Origin of the sequence: Leifsonia sp. ALI-44-B, from assembly GCF_001984125.1 — a bacterium.
Lineage (GTDB): Bacteria > Actinomycetota > Actinomycetes > Actinomycetales > Microbacteriaceae > Okibacterium.
In genome coordinates, this window is record NZ_MTQL01000007.1 from 1,331,748 (window position 1) to 1,349,322 (window position 17,575).

The 17,575-nt window shown below is 69.0% G+C and carries 9 protein-coding genes; all 9 read left to right on the forward strand.

Features of this window, described 5'->3' with window-relative positions; all coding sequences use genetic code 11:
- The first annotated feature begins 267 nt into the window (after positions 1 to 267).
- The 9 genes from ALI44B_RS13250 (at position 268) to ALI44B_RS13290 (ending at position 17,575) form a co-directional block, all read left to right on the forward strand.
- Complete coding sequence (locus tag ALI44B_RS13250) at positions 268 to 1,671, forward strand: hypothetical protein (protein ID WP_077055064.1); 1,404 nt, start codon at positions 268 to 270, stop codon at positions 1,669 to 1,671.
- 74 nt (positions 1,672 to 1,745) lie between these two features.
- The gene (locus tag ALI44B_RS13255; RefSeq protein ID WP_077055065.1) at positions 1,746 to 2,576 is read left to right on the forward strand and encodes a PP2C family protein-serine/threonine phosphatase; all 831 of its coding nucleotides are present in this window, start codon (positions 1,746 to 1,748) and stop codon (positions 2,574 to 2,576) included.
- Between the two features lie 8 nt (positions 2,577 to 2,584).
- Positions 2,585 to 4,102 carry an FHA domain-containing protein gene (locus ALI44B_RS13260; RefSeq protein ID WP_077055066.1) on the forward strand — a complete coding sequence of 506 codons (1,518 nt, stop codon included), beginning with the start codon at positions 2,585 to 2,587 and terminating at the stop codon, positions 4,100 to 4,102.
- Positions 4,103 to 5,908 (forward strand): serine/threonine-protein kinase, encoded by a 1,806-nt coding sequence (locus ALI44B_RS13265; RefSeq protein ID WP_077055067.1) that lies wholly within the window; start codon positions 4,103 to 4,105, stop codon positions 5,906 to 5,908. It begins immediately after the preceding gene.
- Positions 5,905 to 6,606, forward strand: coding sequence for a hypothetical protein (locus ALI44B_RS13270; protein WP_077055068.1), 702 nt, complete (start codon positions 5,905 to 5,907; stop codon positions 6,604 to 6,606). Before ALI44B_RS13265 ends, ALI44B_RS13270 begins: the two co-directional genes overlap by 4 nt.
- A gap of 129 nt (positions 6,607 to 6,735) precedes the next feature.
- Complete coding sequence (locus ALI44B_RS13275) at positions 6,736 to 12,021, forward strand: Ig-like domain-containing protein (protein WP_077055069.1); 5,286 nt, start codon at positions 6,736 to 6,738, stop codon at positions 12,019 to 12,021.
- Positions 12,022 to 12,084: 63 nt separating this feature from the next.
- On the forward strand, positions 12,085 to 13,053 hold the full coding sequence (locus ALI44B_RS13280) for an AAA family ATPase (protein ID WP_077055070.1): 969 nt from the start codon (positions 12,085 to 12,087) through the stop codon (positions 13,051 to 13,053).
- On the forward strand, positions 13,050 to 14,381 hold the full coding sequence (locus ALI44B_RS13285; protein WP_083710026.1) for a DUF58 domain-containing protein: 1,332 nt from the start codon (positions 13,050 to 13,052) through the stop codon (positions 14,379 to 14,381). The genes ALI44B_RS13280 and ALI44B_RS13285 overlap by 4 nt, the downstream gene beginning before the upstream one ends.
- Positions 14,378 to 17,575 carry a transglutaminase TgpA family protein gene (locus ALI44B_RS13290; RefSeq protein ID WP_143459265.1) on the forward strand — a complete coding sequence of 1,066 codons (3,198 nt, stop codon included), beginning with the start codon at positions 14,378 to 14,380 and terminating at the stop codon, positions 17,573 to 17,575. The genes ALI44B_RS13285 and ALI44B_RS13290 overlap by 4 nt, the downstream gene beginning before the upstream one ends.

Consider the following 17,575-nt stretch of genomic DNA (forward strand, 5'->3'; position numbering starts at 1 on the left):
TCAGGGGGTCGGGAGTCCTCCTTTTGGAGGACAGACACGCCGTAAACGCGGAAAACGTACCCTAATTGGGGGTAATACTCCCTGCCGTCCGCGCGCGGGAATGTGGTTATCTGACGGAGAAGGCTGGGTGCAGTGAAGTGGTCGAGCGACACGAGCATCCCGGGCGAAGGCGCGCGGTAATCGTGCCGACATCCGTGTCTGCAACCAGCCGGGGACACCGTCAGATACGCCCGAACGCACCACCGGGCCCAGGGGAGAGAGTGCCACGTGTCGCACGCGGGCGAATCGAGGGGGCTGTCACGGTCGACCCTGCGCCTCGCGCTACCCGCTCTCGACGCCCCTGATCTCACCCTCGACGGCGTGCGCGGCACCCTCGCCACGGCCATCACGACCGCGGCCGGCGCGACCCGCCGTGGCATCGTGCGCGTGTTACGTCATCCCCGCACGGTCGCCCTCCCGACGCTGATCGCGGTGGCCAGTCTCGGCGCCGGAGTCGGCGTTTCTCGGGCCGATGCGATCGCCGTGGCCGGCCAGGAGATCGCCGCGTCACTCCTCGACGATGTCAACGTGCTCGCGGGTGAAGGCGCCGGAGCGTTCGCCTGGGTCGCTGCAAACGGCGGTGCCCTGCTGAGCTCGTCCGCGGCGGGCCTGTTCGGGCCGGCCGGCCTCGCCCTCATCGGTGCCAGCATCGCTCAACCGGTTGCCGCCGACGGTGGCGTGCACAGCGCGACCGCATTCGGCGCGACCCGCATCGCGGCGGCCATGGTGTCGATCGGCTCCCTGCTCGGGGCCTTCGGTGACGCCGGGCCCGCAGCCGGTCACGCGGCGCCGTCGGTCGCCCTGCTTCCCGTTCTCGATCGTGCCGTCGTCGAGGCGAACCTCGCAGGCGTGTTCCCCGGCATCGTGGGATTCGCCGGCTCTGCCTCGGCCGCTGTCACGCCGGCCGCCGCAGCGCTCACGCCGGGCGCGGCGACGCCGCAACCCGCATCCGATGTCGCGGCGCTCTTCGCGGTGCAGCAGGAGATCGATCTGCGCGGCGGCACCTCGTTCGCCGACATCCGCATCACGAAGCTCGATTCGGGGGCGTGGACCGTGCAGATCCCCTCGACGCAGGGCAGCTTCATCGACCCCATGGCCGCGAGCCATCCCAATGACGTCGTCGCCGATGTCGTGGCCATGTCGGGCGCGCAGACGGCGCTCGGCCGCGCGGTCACGGCGGCCATGACCGAGGCGGGGATCACGGCCACCGATCACGTGATGATGGTGGGCTTCAGCCTGGGCGGCATCACGGCGGCGCAGCTCGTCTCCGACCCCGACTTCCCCTTCACCGTCACCCACATCCTCACGGCGGGCGCGCCCATCGCGAGCTTCGCCATCCCCGCATCGGTCTCGGTGCTCTCGCTCGAATTGACGCAGGATGCCGTGCCCAAACTCGACGGCCGCTCGAACCCCACCCGCGCAACGTGGTCGACGCTCGAGGGCGACGCACCCCGGCTCGACGGCGAAACCGCGGCCCCCGGCATCGCGGGCGCCCACAACACCCTGCGCTATGCGGCCTTCGCCCGGCACCTGGTGGCGACCGACGATGCGACCGTCGGAGCTTTCGCGGCGTCGGCCGCGCCGTTCCTCACCGGGCTGGGCACGAGCACCGACTACGCCGTCGTCCGCTGACGAGGGTCTTCGTGAGGCGCATGGAGAGAAGTCCCCATCGCGCCAGCCCGCCAAACCCCTAGGCTGAGGGGGTGATGGCCCGAGAATCCACGATCGCCTCAGCGAAGCGCATCGTCACCGTGACGGTGACCGGTGTCAGCGACACGGGCTGCGTGCGCGAGATCAACGAAGACAGCTTCTTCGCCCAAGCCCCGATCTTCGCGGTCGCCGATGGCATGGGTGGGCATACGCGAGGAGACCTCGCGAGCCGGGCCGTCGTCGAATCGTTGGCTCACAGCATCCGCCCCGGTGTCGCCACCAGCCCCGAAGCCGTTTTCACCGCGCTGACGGCCGCCAACGCCCAGATCGCGTCGTGGTCCGAAGAGGTCGGCATTGCCGGCACGACCGTCGCCGGGCTCGCCCTCGTCACCCTGTCCGCGCAAACAGACCTGCACTGGATGGCCTTCAACATCGGCGATTCCCGCGTCTACCTGCTCGACGACGGCGAGTTCGAGCAGATCACGGTCGACCACTCCGCCGTGCAAGAGCTGCTCGATCAGGGTCGCATCACCTCAGACGAAGCCGAGCGGCATCCCGAACGCAACGTCGTCACGCGAGCCGTGGGGGTCGATGCGGATGCCGATGCCGACGTCTGGCTGCTGCCCACGTCGGGTCAACAAACGTTCCTCATCTGTTCAGACGGCCTCACGCGCGAGGTTTCCGACGACAAGATCCGCTCCGTACTCGCCACCAACGCCGACGATCCGGCGGGCGAATTGCTGCGCCTGGCGATCGAGAACGGCGCCCGCGACAACGTGACCGTGCTGGTGGTGCGAGCGACGACGCTCGACCCCACGCCTCCGGGCCCGGGATATCATGAAAATCGGTCACTCGGTTATCTCGAGAAGACCCTTCCGAGGCTTTAGGGGACACGATGACGGGGTATCTCTACACGCCCGGAGCGGCGGGCGACTGGTTGGTCGTCGCGGCGACCGGGCGACTGCTGTTGGCGCGCATCGACGGCGACGCCGCGCGCGCTGAACGCTGCCTGGCGGTGCTCGACGCGGGCACCTCGGTGTCGAATCTCGTCGACATCCTGTCGTCGCAGGGGCTCGAATCCACGGGGCCGTTCGCTCTGCTGTTCTGGGTCGACGGCGACATGGGCGGCAAGGGTCTCGGCGTGATCGTCCGAGGCACGCCCGAGGTCACCGTGCACAGCGACGGCGGCGACGTGCGCGTCGTGGCCGGCGGCTTCATGACGTGGAGCGAGCAGCTGGTCGACGGCGCGACGGGGTTCACGGTCGAGACGGGCGCCGCATCCGCTGGTTCCTCCGACGCTGCGAGTGACGCCCCGGCATCCCCTCTCGATCTGCCGTTCACCGGGGGTGCCGTCTGGGCGACGTCGGTGGCAACGGATGCCGCAGCCTCCGCGCTCTCGGGCGCTCGCGGGGCCGAAGCCGCCGCCCAGGCCGTGGCTCAGCTCACCGAGGTCGACGACGCCATCGACGGCGCGACCGTCATCGTGCCGACGCGTGCGCGCCGCCGCGAGCAGGCCGCCGCGAACGCCGCGCCCGAGGCGAACACGGCTGCGACGTCGGCCTTATCGACCTCAGCTGCGGAGAGCGCCGCAAGCCCGGCCGAGAGTGCCGCAAGCCCTGCTGAGAGTGACGCGAACCCGGCCGAGAGCGCCGACTCCGATGTGCCGGCCACCCCGGTCGAGGAGACCCGCGTCTTCCACACGACGACGGCGAGCTCGGCGGCCAACGCCACTAGCGCCGCCAGCCCTGCCGGCCCCGCCTCCGACGCCGACAGCTACGACTACCTCTTCGGTGCCACCATCTTCCGGCCGGTCGGTCAGGCCGCCGTCGCCGAGGAGGACGAGGAGGACGGCGAAGCCTCGGGGTCCCCCGCCTCGGCAAGCGTCCCTGCATCCTCGACGGCCACCGCAGCGACGCCCACCGTCGCGTCGGGCGACCACGACGGCAGCACGGTGTTCTCGACCGACATCCGTCAGGCCCGCGAGGAGAGCCGCGCCCGCGCCGGCGGCGACCAGGCGGGCGCATCCGCAGCATCCGCCCCCGCACCTGCCCTGGGCGACAGCGCCGACGCCCACCGCTTCGGTGGGTACGTGCTCGTGCTGCCCGACGGCCGCTCGCAAGAACTCAACGCGCCCGTCATCATCGGCCGCGCGCCGAGCGTCTCCAACGTTCCTGCCTCGGTTCTTCCGCACCTCATCACGCTCAGCGCCGACGACATCTCGCGCAACCACGTGCGCATCGCGGTCGAGGGCGGCACCGTCGTCGTCACCGACCTCCTGTCGTCGAACGGCACCCAGGTGATCCAGCCCGGCAAACCACCGCTCTCGTTGCGCGGCGGCGAACCGACGCCCGTCATCGTGGGCACAGTGGTCGACCTCGGCAGCGGCATCACCCTGACGATTGCGGAGGCATAGGTGGCGCAACGTCCCGTCGCCGCCCCGCCGCGGCTCGCCGGCCTCACCTATGACCGCGTGCTCGGTTCCGGCGGTTTCAGCGACGTCTACCTCTACCAGCAGGAGCTGCCCCGCCGCCTCGTGGCCGTGAAGGTTCTCGCGGCCGAGGAGACGACCGACGAGTCCCGTCGCGCGTTCGTGGCCGAGGCCAACCTGATGGCGCAGCTGTCGGCACACCCCTACATCGTCACGATCTACAACGCCGCCGTGACCGACGACGGCCGCCCCTACTTCGTCATGGAGTACTGCGCCGGCCCATCGCTCGCCGAGCAATACAAGCGAGCGAAGTTCAGTGTCGTCGACGCCCTCCGCACGGGGGTGCGCGTGTCGAGCGCCGTCGCAACCGCTCACGCCGCCGGCATCCTGCACCGCGACATCAAGCCAGCCAACGTGCTCACGAATGCTTACGGATGGCCCGCGCTCGCCGACTTCGGCATCTCCTCGGCCGTCGACACCGAGTTGCCGGCCCACGAGGCCGCCGACGCCGTGAACGCACCGCAGGGCGCCACGTCGACGGGCACGGTGGGCATGAGCATCCCGTGGTGCCCGCCCGAGCTCTTCGAGGAGCACCCGCAGCCGGATGTGCGCAGCGACGTCTTCTCACTCGCCGCCACCCTGTACACGCTGCTCGCCGGCCACACACCGTTCGAGGTGCCCGGCAAGCCCAACGGCACGGTCGATCTGATCGGGCGCATCGAGCGCGGCACGATTACGCCGCTCAACCGCACCGATGTTCCGCGATCGCTCGTCGCCGTGCTCAACAAGGGCATGGCCGTCGACCGGTCGCACCGCTACGCCACGGCCGTCGACTTCGCGCGCGCCCTGCAGCGGGTCGAGATGGAGCTGTCCTACTCGCCGACGCCCATCGACGTGCCCAACCTCATCGTCGAACAGCGGCCGGATGACTCGCAGCACGAGAACGGCGACGCCACCCGCATCCGCCAGGTCTCGACAATCGAGGCGCAGCCCGAGGATCGACCGCGCACGCCCGCGTCGGCGGCACCTACCGCCCCCGCGGCCCCGACACCTGCGCCCGCGGCCGACCCCACAGTCATCCGCGGCGTCACGCCGGTCGACGCTCAACCCACCTCGGCGGGCCCGGCGGCCGGTTCCGCATCGGGTTCACGAACGGCCGATCCGAAGCGCCCGCGCATCACGCCCGGCGACATGCCCGCGGCCCCCGCACCCGGCAGCCCGGGGGCAGCCGCAGCCGCACCCGCGCGCCCGCTCGGCGAGAACACCGTCCTGCGCCCGCGCGTCATCGCCGAGCCCGGCGCGGCCTCCGACGCCGATTCCGGCCGGGCCGCAGGCGGCACCGGCACCGGCACAGGCGGCGCCGACCCCGACGCGGCCCGCACCCCCCGCAAGCGCTGGCCCATCTGGGCCGCCGCCGGCACCGCGGTCGTCCTCGCCGCCGCCGTCACGGCAGCCATCGTCTTCGCCCCGCCCGCCCAGGGCCCGGCCAAACCCACGCCCGAGGCCTCGAGCGATATCGACACGGTCGGCATCCCGAGCCCCGTCGCGGGCGCCATCACGCCCAACGGCGACGCCACGGCGCTCACCTTCACGTGGTCGAACCCCGACGGCGAAGAGGGCGACCGCTACGTCTGGCAGCGCACCGACGGGCCCGCCACCGACCCCATCTCGACGCCCAACACCGAGGCCCTCATCGAGGGCGTCCAGCCCGGCCAGACGGTCTGCATCGAGGTCAGCATCAACCGCGGCGGAAAACTGTCGCTCGAACCCACGGAGATGTGTAGCCGATGAAGCCGCCGCGTATCGAATTCGTGGGGGAGTGGTACGACCTCACGCCCGACCAGCCCTTCTTCGTCGGCCGCGAATCCGACCTCGTCATCGACGAGAACCCGTTCCTGCACCGCCGGTTCCTGTCGATCTCGAGCGAGAACGGCCTGTGGTGGCTGTCTAACGTGGGCAACCTGCTGTCGGCCACGGTCACCGACACCACCGGCCAGGTGCAGGCGTGGCTGGCCCCCGGCGCCCGCCTGCCCATCGTGTTCCCGCAACTCATGGTCATGTTCAGCGCCGGGTCGACCACGTATGAGTTCACCATCCACTCCGAAGCCGAGTTCTTCGGCACCTCGTCGCTCACGACCATGCAGGCCGGCACGACGACGGTCGGTCCCGTGCATCTGACCACCTCGCAGCGGCTGCTCATCGTGGCGCTGGCCGAGAACGTGCTGCGCCAGACATCCCCGGGTCGTGGCGAGATCCCGGCCTCGTCAGAGGCGGCGGCGCGACTCGGATGGACGCAGACCGCGTTCAATCGCAAGCTCGACAACGTGTGCGACAAGCTTGATCGAATCGGCGTGCGCGGGCTGCGCGGAGGCCGCGGAAAACTGGCCACGGGCCGCCGCGCGCGCCTCGTCGAGTACGCGGTCTCGAGCCGCCTGGTCGACGCCGAAGACCTCGTGTTACTCGACCGGCCGCAGCAGGACAACCCCTGATGCGGGGGCCAGAGAAGTGCGTGCTAACTTAAGTGAGCTGATGTGGCCTTTTCGGGTGTCATCACATTGGGCACACATGATTCGATACGCGAGTGAATATCTCCTTGGGCGGGGCGAACGAATATGGGCATGAAAACGTGGCTGCGCGGCCGTAAGGTCACCGCGTCGATCGTTGCCGTTTCGGTTCTCGTCGGCGTGCCCGTCACCGCCGCGATCATCCACCAGGGTTTCCCCGTCACCGACGTCGAGCTGCAGGCCAAAGACGTCTGGGTGACCAACGGTCAGAAGCTGCTCGCGGGCCGCCTCAACCGCCAGATCGAAGAGCTGGATGCCTCGGTCGCCACCGTCTCGAACGACATCGACGTGCTGCAGAACGGCGACAACGTGCTCATGCACGACCGCTCGGGAAGCACCGTCGAGCGCATCGACCCGGCCAACGTCACCCTTGTCGAACGCGCCGAACTGCCGCCGGCAGCATCCATCGCCCTCGGCGACACGCGCCTCTCGGTGCTCGACCCGTCGAACGGCGAACTCTGGATCACCGACATCCAGAACGGCCTGAACTTCTCGATCACCGACACCAAATCCATCGCCAAACTCGGCCGGGATGCCCAGGCCACGGTCTCCTCAGAGGGCACGGTCTTCGCGGTCTCGCCCTCGAAGAAAAAGCTCTACACCTACAAGGCCGACGGCGGAGACCCCGTCGTCACCACCATCCCCGCCGTCAAGGACTTCCAACTCACGACGGCCGGCGAAGAGGCCGTGCTGCTCGACACCGACAAAAACCGAATCATCACGGGCGAGGGCAAGCCGCTCAAGCTGCCCGACACGGCCCTCAAGGTGCAGCAGCCGAGCGCCACGGCGGGCAACGTCATCGTCGCCACCGGCTCGACGCTCATCGACGTGCCCCTCGACGGCGGCGACACGCGCACTATCAAGGCCCGCATCACCACGCCCGTGAGCGACCCCAAGGGTGTCTCGGCGCCCGTCAACCTCAACGGATGCATCCACGGGGCGTGGGCTGGCGCGAGCCGCTACATCGCCGCGTGTGACGCGAAGGTGACAGACGTTCAGGATGTCGAGCCGCTCTCCAAGGGAGCAAGCCTCGTCTTCCGCGTCAACCGCAACGTCATCGCGCTCAACAACATCCAGTCGGGCGACGTCTGGCTCGTCGACTCGAACATGCGCCTCGTCAAGAACTGGGAAGAGGTCACCCCGCCCGAAGAGGACGAGGGTGAAGAGGGTGACGAGAAGGCCTCCACGCAGTCGTTCGAAGACACCATCGCCGACCGCACCGAGCAGAACCGGCCGCCCCTCGCGCGCGACGACGAGTTCGGCGCGCGCCCCGGCAAATCGACCGTGCTGGGCGTGCTCGACAACGACACCGACCCCGACGGCGACGTGCTCGTCATCAACAACTACGACCCCATCCCGCCCGAGACGGGCACGCTCGACACCGTCGACGGCGGGCGCGCGCTGCAGTTCACGCCCAACCCGAGCGCGGGCGCGGGCGCCACGGCCTCCTTCCGCTACTCGGTCTCGGACGGCCGGCCGGGTGGTGTCGCCGAGGCGAACGTCAACGTGAAACTCGTCGCGGCCGACCAGAACGCCGCCCCGATCACCAACCGCGAAGCCGCGACGACCGTCGAATCGGGCAAGAGCGTCACCTACAACGCGCTCACCGACTGGCGCGACCCCGACGGTGACGACATCTACCTGCAGCAGGCGGCCTCGGATGCCGGCGACCAGGTGCGTTTCTCGCCCGACGGCTACATCACGGTCACCCATACGTCGGGCGAGCTCGGCACGCGCGACATCAAGTTCGTCGTGAGCGACGGCACGGCCAGCGCCGAGGGCAAGTTCGTGCTCGACGTCAAGCCGCCGAACTCGCTCAACCCCGTCGGCACGCCCGACTACATCGAAACCTTCGTGGGCGAGCCCGCCGACGTGTTCCCGCTCGAGAACGACGTCTCGCCCTCGGGTGAGAAGCTCGACCTGCTCGCCGCCGAGTCGATCACGGCCGGCCTGCAGACCTCGGTCAACCCGGATGACGACAGCATCCGCGTTCTCTCGGGCGCCCCGGGTGCCTTCTACATCAAGTACACGGTCGGCGCCGCGGGCAAGTCGAGCCCCGGAATCATCCGCGTGCAGGTCAACGAGAAGCCGGCCCAGGCGCAGAAGCCCATCGCCGTGCGCGACATCGGCTATCTGCGGCCGAATGAGCCCACCTCGATCAACGTGCTCACGAACGACGTCTCGGCCTCGGGCAATGTGCTCGCCGTGCGGTCGGTCGACGTGCCCGACGAGGTCGCCGCGCAGCTGTCCGTCGAGGTGCTGAATCTGCAGGTCATCCGCGTCACCACCTCGGCCGCTGTCACGGGTCAGCTCCAGTTCAGCTACACGGTTTCGGATGGCACACAAGACGCCGTCACGACCGTCACCGTGGTGCCCATCCCGCCGCTCCAGAAGCACCAGGCGCCCATCCCCGCCGACGACCAGATCACGGTGCGCGCGGGTGACATCGTCTCGGTGCCCGTGCTCGACAACGACGTGCACCCCGACAACACCGTCATGAAGGTCGCGCCCGATCTGCAGCAGGCGCCGAGCGCGGGCCTCGCGTTCGTCGCCGACAACAAGGTTCGTTACCAGGCGCCAGCCGAAGCGGGCACCTACACCGCCCAATACAAGGTGACCGACGAGTTCCAGCAGACGGCCGTCGCGACGGTTACATTCACGGTCGTCGCGCCCGACGAGAAGAACAACTCCCAGCCCTCGCCGCGCACGCTCAACGCGCGCGTCTTCAGCGGCGCCACGGTGACGATCAACATCCCACTCGACGGTCTCGACCCCGACGGCGACTCGGTCGTCTACGACGGGCTCACCAACCCGCCCACCCTCGGCACGGTCATCGACTCCACGTCGACGAGCATCACGTACCGTTCGTTCGAGAACACCAGCGGAACCGACACCTTCTCCTACACGGTGAAAGACACGTACGGCGCAACCGCCGAGGGAACGGTCAACATCGGCGTCATCGCGCGCCCCGCAGAGGCTTCGCCGCCCAAGGCCGTCGACGACATCGTCGAGGTGCAGCCGGGTCGCGTCGTGACGGTGCCCGTGCTGGCAAACGACTCGGACCCCAACGGTTACGAGCTGAAGCTCGAAAAGAAGCTCGTCGAGGTGCCCGCCGAGATCGAGGCGAAGGTGACCGGCGCCAACGTCGAAATCCAGGCGCCCGACGAAGAGCGCACGTTCGGCGTGCAATACGCCATGAACAACGGCCACGGCGGAACAGACAACGCGTTCATCCAGGTGCGCGTCACGACCGCGGCGCGCCTGCAACCGCCCATCGTGCAAGACCACATCGTCGAAGCCAAAGACGTCGTCAACAAGAAGACCGTCGACATCGATGTGAAAGAGGGCGCCAGCAACCCCGGCGGCACCAACGACGAGTTGAAAATCTCCCTCGAGGGCCCCAACGGTGGCCAGGGCGAGCTGCTGTCGAACGGGCAGGTGCGCGTCACCCTCACCGACACGCGCGCGGCCATTGCCTACCGTCTCACCAACGAGACCGACAACCTCTCGACGGCTGCGTTCATCGTCGTGCCGCCCTTCTCCGACGGCATGCCGCCCGAGCTGCGCCCCAACCTGGCCGAGCAGATCGTGCCCATGAACGAGTCCCGAACGTGGAAGCTCTCCGACGTCGCCTACTCGCCCGGCGGCAAAGCCATCCGCATCCTGGATGTGAACACTGTTTCGTCGACCAACAGCGCCGGTGGCCGCAATGCTCCGGATGACACCACGCTCACGTTCACGCCCCGACGCGACTATCGCGGCCCGGCGTCGATCACGTTCGAGGCTTCGGACGGCACGTCGACGGGCCACCAGATCCTGACGCTTCCCATCACGGTGGGCGACCCGAACCAAGAGGACATCGCGCCGACGTTCATCGCGCAAGAGATTCCCATCGAGGCGGGCGAACCCGCGCAGACGGTCAACTTGCGCGCGGCGACCAACCACCCGAACCCCTCGCTCATCCCGCAGATGACCTACAGCGGTCTCTCGGGGGCGTCCGGCGGCATCGAGCCGGTCTTGAACGGTGACACGATCTCGGTGAGCGCACCGTTCGGAGTGCAGCCGGGAACATCCACCACACTGTCGTTCAACGTGACCTTCAAGCAGTTCACGGTGCCCGGAACCGTCACAGTGCGCGTGGTGAAATCGACCAGACCGCTCCCGTCGGCCGTCGGGGATTCCGAAGGTGACGCGCGACCGTCGAAGCCCGTGACGATCAACGTGCTGAAGAACGACTTCAACCCGTTCGGCAACGACGGCAAGCCGCTCACCATCGTTGACGCGGCGGTCGAGACGGGTAACGCCCAGGCAGCCGTCAAGGGCGAGAACATCACGGTCACACCGGGCCCTGACAAGGCGCAGACGATCAGCGTGTTGTATACGGTCGAAGATGCAACGAAGGACCCGTCGAGGCGGGCTCAAGGCCGAGTATCTGTCACAGTCATGAGCGAGCCGGATGCGCCGAAGGCTCCCGCGACGTCGACGAGCCCACGAAACATCACCGTGCGCGTCAATCCGTCTCCCTCGAGCAACGGTGCGCCAATCACCAAGTACACGGTCACGCGCACGCCCGGTGGCACGGTTCAGACGTGCCCGACGGCCGCGCCCTGCACGTTGAGCTTCGCGGGCGAGAATGGCCAGCAATACTCGTTCACCGTCACGGCCACCAACAAGGTCGGCACGAGCGAGGCATCGCCGCCCAAATCGGACACGTCCTACGGTACGCCTGCCACGCCCGGTGGTTTGAAAGCCAGCGCACCGCAGTACGCGCCTGGTGTCGTCAAAGGCGAGTGGAATGCCACGACCGACACTGGCGGTTCAGCTGTTACTTATGAGTACGAATTCAGCAACGGTACGAGCGGGCGCACAACCGCGCTACGTGCACAGACGGGCGACCTGCCCGCAGGGAGCTACACGTTCCGCGTGAGAGCCTGCAATACCGAGGCGGGTTGTAGCCCGTGGTCGGGAAACAGCAATGGAGCGTCGATGGCTGAGAAGCCGCCGCCCCCGCCGCCGCCGCCCCCTGCTCCCGCTGGTCCGAAGGTGACGTCCGGTAAGGGCGACATCAAGGCCGTCTCCGGCTCGGGCACCGGCTACCACTTCGCCTTCACGCTGGAGAACTTCCCTCCGAACAAGCGCGTGACGGTCATCTGCCGTGGTGCCGATGGCGCCGGCGGCGACTGGTATCACACGTCGCAGGGCCCCCGCCCCGGCTCCCCGGCCTACGTCACCGACGGCAACGGCAACCTGTCCACCCAGGCGGGTTGTTACAACGGAAACCCCGGTGAGCACTGGGTGACGGTGGACGGTATCGATTCGTCGAACCGCCCGGTCTGGTAGCGATTCGCACGTCGGCCCGAGCAGCACCCGCAGCATTTCTAACCCGAGAAGAGAGAGCAAAACGTGAGCGTTAGTCAGGAACAGGCGACGTGGTTCGCCGGGGCGTTCGATTCGTTGGTCACGAACGTCGGCGGCGCCATCCTGGGCAAGGAGGGCGTGATCAAGCTCATCATCGCGTCGCTGCTGTCCGAGGGTCACGTGCTGCTCGAGGACTTCCCGGGCACGGGTAAGACGGTGCTCGCCAAGGCGCTGGCCAACACGCTCGAGGGCACCAACTCGCGCATCCAGTTCACGCCCGACCTGCTGCCCTCCGACGTGACGGGCGTCACCATCTACAACCAGTCGCTCAACCAGTTCGAGTTCCACAAGGGACCGATCTTCGCCTCCGTGGTGCTGGCCGACGAGATCAACCGCGCGTCGCCGAAAACGCAGAGCGCGCTGCTCGAGGTGATGGAAGAGGGCAAGGTCACGGTCGACGGCGAGAGCTACCCGGTCGGCCGTCCGTTCATGGTCATCGCCACGCAGAACCCCGTCGAGCAGGCCGGAACCTACAAGCTGCCCGAAGCCCAGCTCGACCGATTCATCATCAAGACCACGCTCGGCTACCCCGACCGCTCCATCGCCGTCGACCTGCTGATGGATGCCGCCAACCGCTCGCGTGCCTCGAAGATCACGCCCATCATCGGCCCCGACGCCCTCATCGCCATGGCCGAGCTCGCCACCGATGTGCACGTCGACCGCAGCGTCATGGAATACATCACCGACATCGTCGGTGCAACGCGCGACCACAAGGACATCGCGCTGGGCGTGAGCATGCGCGGCAGCCTGTCTCTCGCCCGCATGGTCAAGACGTGGGCGCTGTCGCAGGGCCGCACCTACGCCACGCCCGACGACGTCGCCGAACTCGCCGTGCCTGTCCTCGCGCACCGTCTCATCGTCGACTCCGAATCCGAGTTCGCCGGCGTCAAGGCCGAAGACATCATCGCGGGCATCGTCGTAGACCTGCCCGCCCCGGCCTACCGCGCCGCATGAGCGAAACCGTCCGCCCGACGAAACCCCGCCTGAGCGTGCCGTTGGACGGCCTCCGCCAGGCCGGGGGCTCTGTCGCGCGGGCATTCGGCCGGTCCTCGGCCGTCGTCGCCCGCCGAACCGAACCGCTGCGGCGCGTCGTGTCGTCGTGGGTGCTCTGGGCCTGGCGCTACGTGCGACCGGTTCTCGCGGTCGTCTCACCTCTCGGATGGCTCGTGCTCGCGTCCGCGGCCACCGCGCTCGTCGTGGGTGCTGTTTTCGGCTGGGCCGAGCTGCTCATCGTCGGTGCGACGCTGGCCGCCGCCTGCATCGTCGCCGCCTGTTTCCTCTTCGGACGCTCACGTTTCCGCGTCGAGATCGAGCTCAACCCGCGCCGCGTGACGGTGGGGGAGCGGGCCATCGGGCGCGTGCTCGTCACCAACGTGGGCGAGAAGCGTTCCACCGCGACGACGCTCGAGCTGCCCGTCGGGCGCGGCCTGGCCGAGTTCGCCATCCCGGGTCTGGCCGCCAACGCCGACACGGAGGAACTGTTCGCCGTTCCCACGAACCGCCGCGCGGTCATCCATGCCGGCCCCGCCGTCTCGGTGCGCGGCGACCAGCTCGGGCTGTTCCGCCGCGTCGTGAAGTGGACCGAGCCCATCGAATTGTTCGTGCACCCCGTGACCACACGCCTGCATCCCACGGCCGCGGGCCTCGTGCGCGACCTCGAGGGCCAGATCACCAAAAAGATCACCAACAACGACATCTCCTTCCACGCGCTGCGCGACTACGTGACGGGCGACGATGTGCGCTATGTGCACTGGCGCTCGTCGGCGCGCACGGGCCAACTCATGGTGCGCCAGTTCGAGGAGTCCCGGCGCAGCCAGTTGACCATCGTGCACTCGCGCGACCGCCGCTACTACGCGTCCGACGACGAGTTCGAGCTGGCCGTGTCGGCGACCGCCTCGATCGCCTCGCAGGTCATCCGCGACGGCACCCAGATCAGCGTCGTCACTGAGGGCCTGCAACTGCGCACGCACTCGGTCGTGTCGATCTTGGATGACTCGTGCCGCATCGAACCCCTCGAGGGTGAGACGGGCAACGCGCGCACATTCGCCCGCGAGGCCACCAAACGCCTGCCCCCGCCCAGCGTCGTCGTCATCGTCGCCGGTTCGTTGATGGATGCCTCGGACTACCGTTCCGTGCAGCGCCTCTTCGGCGGCGACACCAACGTCATCGCCATCGCGGTGGCGCTCGGCCAGAAGGCTCGGTTGACGGATGTCGCGGGCCTCAGTGTCATCTCGATCGGCGCTCTCACCGACCTCCCGCGCGTGATGGCGAGGGCCGTATGAGCGGCGTGTTCCCCCAGCCGAACCGGGATGGTTCGCGCATCACCCCGCCGCCGGCCGCTGGTGCCTCCGCCGCGGGTGCTGCGGGAACTCCTGGTGCCGGTGCGAGCGCAATGCCCCCGGCCGTCTCGGAGAAGCCCTCACGTCGCGGCCGAGCAGGTCGCGCCGAACGCGCCGACGCCACCGGCCGCACCGACCGTCCTGCGCGCGGATCACGCGCCGAACGCGCCGCCCGCGGAGAGTCGTCGGATCGTTCCCCCCGCGGCAATCGATCCGACCGCGCCGAACGCCCCGCCCGCGCATCCCGTGCCGAGCGCGCCGAAAACCGGGCCGCTGCGTCCGCTTCCGGTGGCGGTCGCCCGCCGCGCGCGCCCCGCCAACCCGCCGCGCCCCGCCCGCCCCTCCCGCGAGGCACGGTCACGCCCCTCGCCTGGCGCGACCTCGGCGTCGTATCGTTCCTCAGCCTCATCGGCCTGTGGGGCTTCGCCCCCGCCTTCAGCGACAACTGGTACCTCCTCGCGGCCTTCGGCGGCCTCCTGGTCGGCACGGCCGCGGGCTACCTCTCCCACCGCTGGCGCCTCAACGCCCTCCTCACGGCCCTCCTCGCGCTCGTCGGCTACTTCGTCTTCGGCAGCGCCTTCGCGGTCACGGCGGATGCCATTGCCGGCGTCGTGCCCACGCTCGTCACGCTGCGTTCCCTCGCCCTGGGCGCGGTCTTCGGATGGCGAGACATCCTCACCCTTGCCCCGCCCGTCGGCGCCCCCGAGTACATCAACGTGCTGCCCTACGTCGCCGCGTGGCTCGTGGGCCTCGTCTCGGCCATCCTCACCCTGCGCTGGATGCCGCGCCACGACCGCACGCCCGGCCGCCTCGCCGTGCTGCTCTCGGGCCCCGCCGCGCTCTACATCTTCAGCGTCGTCATCGGCACCGAGCGACCCTTCTTCGCCGCCGCGCGTGGAATCGTCTTCGCGGCCATCGCGCTCGTGTGGCTGAGCTGGCGCCGCAGCTCGGCCGAGAACGTGAGCCTGCAGGACCGCTCGGGTCTCGTCCGCACCAAACTCCTCGGAACCGGCGCCGTCGTCCTGGCCGCCGCCCTCGTCGCCGGGCTGGGCGCAGGCTTCCTCACCCCGCCATCCGCCGATCGTGTCGTCGTGCGCGAGCACGTGCAGCCACCCTTCGACCCCGAGGAGTACCCGAGCCCGCTGAGCGGTTTCCGGCAGTACACGAAGACCCTCGCCGAGACCGACCTGTTCGAGGTCACGGGCCTCGAGAAGGGCGACCGGTTGCGCCTCGCCACCATGGACACGTACGACGGCGAGCTCTGGAAGCTCGCGCCCGCCGATGTGCAGACCGACGGTTCGGGGTCGTTCCAGCTCGTCTCGCGCCAACTGCCCGCGCCCGAGTTGTTGACGGCCAAGGGTTCGCGCAACATCGACGTCTCCGTCACGGGCTATCAGGGCCCGTGGCTGCCCGTCGTCGGCTACCCGACCGGCCTCGAACTGCCCGAGACGCCCGACAAGTCGCAAGACCTGCGTTTCAACGCCGACACCGCCACGGCCGTCGTCACGTCGGGCATCGGCCCCAAGTTCACCTACGACCTGCAGTCCGTTTTGCAGACGCAGCCCTCCGACGAGGCCCTCGCCGATGTGCCCGTCGCCTCGGTCACCCTGCCGGCCGTGCAGCGCGTGCCCAGCATCGTCAAGGCCAAGACCAACGAGTTCGTCGGCGATGCCACGAGCCCGATCGGCAAGTTGCGCGCCATCGAGAACAACCTCAAGACGAGCGGATATCTGAGCCACGGTCTCGCGAGCGACACGGCCACCTCGCGCGCCGGCCACGGTGCCGATCGCATGGAGGAGCTGTTCACGCGCAACCAGCTGATCGGCGACCAGGAGCAGTACGCCTCGGCGTTCGCGCTCATGGCCCGCCAGCTGGGTTACCCTGCGCGCGTCGTCATGGGCTTCGCGCCCGAGAACGTCTCCGAAGACGGCGCCACCAAGATCACGGGCAACGACGTCACGGCCTGGGTCGAGGTACCTTTCGAGGGCGTCGGCTGGGTGCAGTTCGACCCGACCCCGGACGAGACCGAGATCCCGCAGGATCAGAACCCGAAGCCCAAGACCGAGCCGCAGCCTCAGGTGCGTCAGCCCCCGCGCGTCGACAAGCGCGACGAGGACCTGCTCACCAACGTCGAGATCGACGACAGCAACGACGAGAAGAAGGACGACCAGATCGTCGTCCCCACCTGGATGTATGGACTCGCCGCCGCGCTGGCCGTGCCGATCCTCGCCTACCTCATCCCGTTCCTCATCGTCATGGCCATCAAGCGCCGCCGCGTGAAGCGTCGTCGCAACGCGCCCACCCCCGACCGTCAGGCCGCGGGTGCGTGGGACGAGCTCCTCGACCGCCACGCCGAGTACGGCGTCGAGGTGCCGCAGGGTATGACGCGTCGCGCGACGGCCGCTGCGCTGGCCGCCGCCGTGCCGTCGTCCTCGGTGTCGAAATCTTCGGATGCCTCGAACTCCTCGGGTGCATCGAACTCTTCGGGTGCGTCGACGGCTCAGGCGGCGCCATCCGTTTCGGGGTCGCAGCCCGCGTCGTTCGCGCCCCCGTCCGACCCGGCCGCCCGCGGTTCCGGAACCCCGTCGATCCTGGCGTCGAGCGCCCCCGCGGCCGGGCAGAGCCCCACGAGTTCGCCTGATGGTCGCCTCCCAGGTTCGTCGGCGACCGCCGCGTCGTCCGCGAGCGGTTCGTTCGCCGCCGTCGCCCGGGATGCCGACCGCGCCGTCTTCGCGGGCGTCGACGTCCCCGCAGCCGAGGTCGACGCCATCTGGAGCGAGACCGAGCGCCGCATCCGTTCGACCGGTTCGGCGGTCGGCTGGTGGCGCCGCCAGCGCAGCCGCTTCCGCGTCAATTCGAAGCGCCGCGTCAGCGACCGCCTGACCGCTCCCGACCACAAGCCCAAGCGTTCGGCCTGCTCGGCCGCCGCCGAATCGACGACGGGTGGCGCGCCCACTCCCGCGCGGCGTAGCGTAGGACGCGCGTCGAAGAAAAACTCGGGTTCTGCGGCATCCACACGGCCGAACCCCAACCCGAACCCGGCGGCCACTCCGGCGACGCAGCAGCCCGCGTCGAAGCCGAACCGCCTTCGACGCAACCGAGCAACGCCGAACCAGCCCGAGCAGAAGGGGGAGTAG

Excerpts from the sequence above, each read along its gene's own strand:
- ALI44B_RS13255 (WP_077055065.1), top strand. The coding sequence starts at position 1,746 with ATGGCCCGAGAATCCACGATCGCCTCAGCGAAGCGCATCGTCACCGTG.
- ALI44B_RS13260 (WP_077055066.1), top strand. The coding sequence starts at position 2,585 with ATGACGGGGTATCTCTACACGCCCGGAGCGGCGGGCGACTGGTTGGTC.
- ALI44B_RS13270 (WP_077055068.1), top strand. The coding sequence starts at position 5,905 with ATGAAGCCGCCGCGTATCGAATTCGTGGGGGAGTGGTACGACCTCACG.
- ALI44B_RS13275 (WP_077055069.1), top strand. The coding sequence starts at position 6,736 with ATGAAAACGTGGCTGCGCGGCCGTAAGGTCACCGCGTCGATCGTTGCC.
- ALI44B_RS13285 (WP_083710026.1), top strand. The coding sequence starts at position 13,050 with ATGAGCGAAACCGTCCGCCCGACGAAACCCCGCCTGAGCGTGCCGTTG.
- ALI44B_RS13290 (WP_143459265.1), top strand. The coding sequence starts at position 14,378 with ATGAGCGGCGTGTTCCCCCAGCCGAACCGGGATGGTTCGCGCATCACC.